This window comes from Rubrivivax benzoatilyticus JA2 = ATCC BAA-35 (assembly GCF_000190375.1).
Lineage (GTDB): Bacteria > Pseudomonadota > Gammaproteobacteria > Burkholderiales > Burkholderiaceae_C > Rubrivivax > Rubrivivax benzoatilyticus.
Genome location: NZ_AEWG01000136.1, coordinates 1 through 5,131 on the forward strand (window position 1 = coordinate 1; position 5,131 = coordinate 5,131).

Genomic DNA, 5,131 nt, shown 5'->3' on the forward strand with positions numbered 1-5,131 from the left:
CGTCGCGGCGGTGCGTGCTGACGAGCAGGCCACGGCCGGCACGCAGGCTGGCCCGGCCGGCCGTCGCGGCCTCGAAACCGCGGCCGCGGACCTGGCCCCGCCGGGCCGAACCGGGCGGCTGCACCACGAGGTGGCCGAGGCCGAGTTCGGCGGCCGCCGGCAGGCTGGCCAGCCGGGTGCGCAGCTGCCCGCGGCTGTCGTCCAGCACCCACTCGCCGCAGGCCGCGCCGCGGCCCGGCATGGCGCTGAGCACGCCGGACAGCGCCGTGCCGGCGTACGGCGGACGGTCGCGGCCGTTGAACAGTGCGCCGAGCACCACCGGACGGTCGATGTCGCCGTCGAGATGGCCGACCAGCACCTCGGCACCGACCCGCGGCACGAAGACCGCGCCCCAGCCCGGCCCGGCCATCGGCTGCACGACACGCACCCAGGCGCTGCCGCGCCGGCCGGTGGCACGGCGCAGCGGCCAGACGGCCTGGCCGACACCGTCTTCGCCGGGGTCGGCATCACCCTGCCAGCCGTAACGCAGCTTGACCCGCATCGCGCCGTCGGCCATCGGCAAGCCGTGTTCGACGCCGACGACGGTGGCCGTCTGCAGCCCCGGCGCGAGGGCCCGCGGCGGCAGCCGCGGCACACGCGGCCGTGCGGCCGGCACGGCGTCGAAGCGGTTGCGGTAGCCGCCGGCGTCGAGATCGGCGGCGCCGAGCCGACGTGCCAGCACCGGGCCCAGCGCATTGGCGGCTTCGTGGTGCACACGCGTCAGCACCCAGCGGCTGCCCGCCAGGCCGGCGCCCGGGGCATCGACGAGCGTGAACGCGGCGCCCGGCGCGAAGGCGGGCACGGTGCCCGAGCCCTGGGCGAGCTGGCGGTCGAGCTCGAAGGCCGCGAGCTGCCGCTCGGCGCAGGCGTCGGCCTCGGCGGCATCGGCAAAACGGTCGACGCCGCCGACGTCACGGTACAGCGGCCCGGTCGCGACGCCCGGGGCAGACGCCCGCCCGCCGGCGACGAACGCGGCCGTGCACGACGACCAGGCGCCGACGCTGACCGCCGCCGGTCCGGCCGCGTGGTGGCAGGCGAAGCGGGAGACCGTGTCGTGCGGCGCCGGCACCGACGGAGCCGGGGCCGCGAAACGCACGCGTCCCAGCTCGACCGGCGGTTCGTGGCCGTCGTCGACGACGAGGACGTGGCGCCAGCGGCCCGAGGCGGCCTCTGCGCCGCCGCGGATCTCGAAGCGCCAGCCCAGCCCGTCCTCGGCCATCAGCCGGGTGCAGAACGCCCAGTCGGCCTCGGCGTACTGGGTGCACAGCGCACGGCGCACCGGGGCACCGCCGCGCACGATGCGCCAGGCCGCGCCGGGCACGCTGGAGAAGACCTGCTCGAGGATGCGGTCGGTGCTCAGGTCCTCGTGCAGCGTGCAGCCGTGGCGCTGCTCCAGCAGCGCCGTCCACGGCCGCAGCCGCAGCTGCCAGCGCACGCCGCCGGCCGCCGCGCCGGCCCTCGTGCTCTCGACGACGAGGCCGTACCAGGCGCGCGCCGGGCCATCCGGAGGCTCCAGGTGCACGCCGGCTTCGGCGCCGAGCAGGCCGTCGACGTCGGCGTCGGGCTCGGCCAGAGCCTCGAGACGGATCTCGAAACCGGAGCCCAGCGCCTCGTCGACGGTCACGCGCTCGGCCAGCAACGGCGGCCCGTCCGGCGGCGGCTCGAAGCGCAGCAGCCGGCCGTGCACCGACCAGCCGCAGACGCGGGTGCCGGCGGCCATCGCGGCAGCAGTCATGGCCACGTGATGCGCAGCTGCGCCGGCTCGGCCGGCGGCGGCACGACCGGCGGCAGCCGCGCGAGCTGCCGAGCCGTCCAGCCCGAGAGCTGCAGGTGCAGCCCACCCCAGGCCAGCAGCAGCAAGCCGGCGACGACCGCCGCCACCACCCACGCCGGCACATGGCGGCGCAGCCGGTGCACGAGGTGGTCGGGCGCCTGCGCGTGCGGCGCGAACGCCGGCCGGCCGCCGCGCCAGCGGTCGATGTCGTTGGCCAGGCGCTGCGTCAGCCAGGCCAGGGCCTCGGGCGGCTCGAACGCGTAGCGCCCCTGGAAGCCGAGCAGCAGACACATGCGGAACACCTCCAGCACCGCCAGCCGGCGGGCGCCCTGTTCGCGCAGCCGTTCCAGGTGCTCGAAGAAGCGCTCGCCGGCCAGCGGCTCGTCGTGGCGCTCGAGCTGCAGCGGCCGCCGCGCCCAGGCCTCGCGCAAGGGGCCGGGCGTGCCGAGCACCACCTCGTCGGCCAGCGCGACGAAGGCGAAGCTGGCGAGCCGCAGGTCCTCGGGGTCGAAGCCGAGGCGCAAGCCCTCGGCCTGCACGCCGTCGAGCCAGGCGCCGAGCGCCCGGCGCAAGACCGCCGGATCGGCCGGCTGCTCGCCCTGGCGCAGGCGCTGCAGCACGTAGAAGCCTTCGTTCAGCAGGTCGAGCAGGTCGCGCCGCGCGGCGGGGCGCGGCGCGGCGACTTCGGCGGCAGCGGTGGCGGTCGGTGCCATCGCCGTCCTCAGCCCGTCACCGCGTGCAGCACCAGCCGCAGCCGCGGCAAGCCCTCGGGGGCGTGCACGGCCATCGCGCCGGCCTGGCGCATGCGGTCGTGGAACGGCCCGAGCGGCTCCACCAGGAAGCAGCACGCACCCGGCGCCAGCGGCAGCGCCGCCGGCAGCTGCGCGGCGGGCACCAGACGCACGCCGGCGACCGCCGTGTGCACCAGGCGCTCGACGTCCTCGGGCGAACCGATCTTCAGCCGCGCCGGCACCGCCTCGATCAGTGCGGCCATCGGCATCTCGGCCTGCACCGCCAGATACAGCGCGCAGCCCGGCCCGGCCGGCACGGCCTGCAGCGAAGCCAGGTGCCAGGACGGCCGCGGCTCGTCGAAGGCGATCGTCGTGCAGCGCGTCGAGACGACGGCCTCCAGCCCTTCGTGCACCAGCGCCTCCAGCGCCTCGAAGCCGGCAGCCGGCGCGGCGTGCCGGTAGGCGGGCAGGTCCGCCGGGCCGCGTCCGGGTGTGAAGGCGGCCAGCGCGCCGGCCAGCTCGAGCAGCGCGCCGAACAGCCGCTCCGGATGCGCACCCGGCCCGAGATGCATCAGGCGCGCATGGGCCGCGCTGGCGGTGTGCAGCAGCCAGAACGCGGCGACGTCGCCCGAGCGCAGCTCGACGACATGGCGCCCGGGCTGCGGCGGCAGGCCGTGCAGCGCGGCGCAACGCTCGCGCAGGCGGTCGAGCACCCGCCGCTGAAGTGCCAGCAGGGCCGGCGCCGCCGCCAGCGTGAGCGCGGGCGGCACGAAGCGGCGGTCCAGCTCGCAGCCGCCGGCGGCGCGGCGGCTCAGGCGCAGCAGCGGCAGCGCGGCCTGGGAACCGCCGGCCGGCTGCAGCCGCGGGCGGCGACGCAGCACGACGAGTTCGGCCTCGGGCGCACCGGTGAACCAGTCGCCCGCCGGCACGGGATGCGCCGCGAAGCGCGCCGCCAGACGCCGGTCGTCGCCGGCGGCGTAGTTGCAGGCGTCGGGACGCAGCGGCTCCAGCACCAGCTCCCAGTCGGCGGTGAAGCCCGGGCCGAGGTCGACGGGCTCGGGCAGCTCGTCGTCGCGCGGCGCGCAGACGAACTCGCCGTCGGGCATCACGGCCTGCAGCGAGAGCACGCGCAGCAACCCGGCGGCGAGCGCGTCCTCGTCGACCTCGAGCGCGGCCAGCCCCCAGGCCTGCGGCAGCATCCAGCGCATCGCCTGCACGAGGCGCGCCTCGTGGTAGGCATCCTGGCGCTGGAAGTGCTGCGGGCGCAGGAACAGGCCCTCGCCCCAGAGGATCTTGGCGGAGGCGCTCACCGGCCCGGCTCCATCGGCCGGCACGGCGTCAATCGGACGTGGGGCATCGCAGGTCTCCGAGACGGTCGGCGCCGGGCGGGGCGTCCCAGGCGGCGCCGGAGGCAAGCGCCAGCGCGCAGCGGTGCAAGGACACCCGGATCGGCTGCGCCGCGGGCAGGGGGAACACGAGCTTCCAGCGGCCGGATGCCGGCGCGCGGAACAGCACTGCCAGGCCCAGCGCCCGTGTGCCGGCCGGCGGCCGCTCGCGCAGCGTCAGCGTGCGGCCCGGCGCGAGCACGATCTCCCGGACACCGTCGCCGCCGGCGGCCAGGCGTTCGTAGCCGGCACGCTGGAAGGCCGCGGGGTCTTCCAGCCAGCGCAGTTGCACGACGGCCGGCACCGGCACGCCGTCGGCACCGGCGTTGAGCACGGCGCTGGCGTGCAGCTCGACGACGGCCTCGTGCGGCACCGGCTGCGGTACCGGCCCGAGACCGGCCGCGGCGAGCAGCCGCGTGGACCAGGACGCCGCACCACCGGCGGGTGCGGCGCAGGCCGCCAGCAGCGTCAGGCCGACGCAGCAGCCGAGCAAGGCGATGGAGCGAACGGGGCGTGTCATGGGGCGTGGCCGTTGACGCCATTGCAGCGCAGCGCAGGCGACGGCGCAGGCCCCCCGCGAGGGCGGCCCCCAGCGGGGGAATCGGCCGTGCCGGGCGGCTCCTAGAGTGCCCGGCAACGGTCCCGCCGGACCTGCCCGAGGAGCTCGCCCCGCATGAAACCGATCGCCCTGCCCGCCCGGCCGTCAGCCCTCGCACGCCGCCGCACCCCGACGCTGGCAGCCCTGTCCGCCGCGCTGCTCGCCGCCTGTGCCGCCACGCCGCCGGCGCCCCCGGCCACGCCGCCGCTGGACGAGCGGCTGCGCCAGGCCGCGATCGCCCGCGCCCAGGGCAGCCCGGCGCAGGCACGGCAGCTGTGGCAGCAGGCCGCCCGCGAGCACCCGGCGAGCAAGCAGCCCTGGCTGAGCCTGGCCGACGACCATCTGCGCGCCGGCGAACACGGCAGCGCCATCGCCGCGGCCCAGGAGGCCGCCCAGCGCGACCCGCAGGACCGCGGCGCCCAGGGCATCCTGGCCCTCGGCGGGCTGCGCATCGCGACCGCGGCGCTGTCCGGCCTGCGCGAGCAGCCCGACGCGCTGTCGGCCGACACGCGCGGCGAACTGGTGTCACTGGCGCGCCTGCTGCGCGAGGCGCTCGGCGAAACGCCGACACCGGCCGCGTCGCCGGCCGCGGCGGCACCACCCA

At 77.6% G+C, this 5,131-nt stretch carries 5 protein-coding genes; 1 reads left to right on the top strand and 4 read right to left on the bottom strand.

What is annotated here, in order from left to right:
- From RBXJA2T_RS15005 to tssJ, 4 genes are all read right to left on the bottom strand, one after another.
- The coding region (locus tag RBXJA2T_RS15005) for a type VI secretion system Vgr family protein (protein WP_138938894.1) at positions 1 to 1,774 on the bottom strand (1,774 nt) is incomplete at its 3' end.
- Entirely contained in the window at positions 1,771 to 2,526 is a 756-nt protein-coding gene (gene icmH / locus RBXJA2T_RS15010; RefSeq protein WP_009858256.1) for a type IVB secretion system protein IcmH/DotU, read from the bottom strand. The genes icmH and RBXJA2T_RS15005, both read right to left, overlap by 4 nt.
- Before the next feature lie 8 nt (positions 2,527 to 2,534).
- Positions 2,535 to 3,854, bottom strand: coding sequence for a type VI secretion system baseplate subunit TssK (gene tssK / locus RBXJA2T_RS15015; RefSeq protein WP_009858257.1), 1,320 nt, complete (start codon positions 3,852 to 3,854; stop codon positions 2,535 to 2,537).
- 28 nt (positions 3,855 to 3,882) lie between these two features.
- Complete coding sequence (gene tssJ, locus RBXJA2T_RS15020) at positions 3,883 to 4,449, bottom strand: type VI secretion system lipoprotein TssJ (RefSeq protein WP_029718483.1); 567 nt, start codon at positions 4,447 to 4,449, stop codon at positions 3,883 to 3,885.
- 153 nt (positions 4,450 to 4,602) lie between these two features.
- Between tssJ and RBXJA2T_RS19965 the strand changes: the two genes are divergently transcribed.
- Positions 4,603 to 5,131: hypothetical protein (locus tag RBXJA2T_RS19965; protein ID WP_009858259.1), on the top strand; the 529-nt coding region annotated here is incomplete at its 3' end.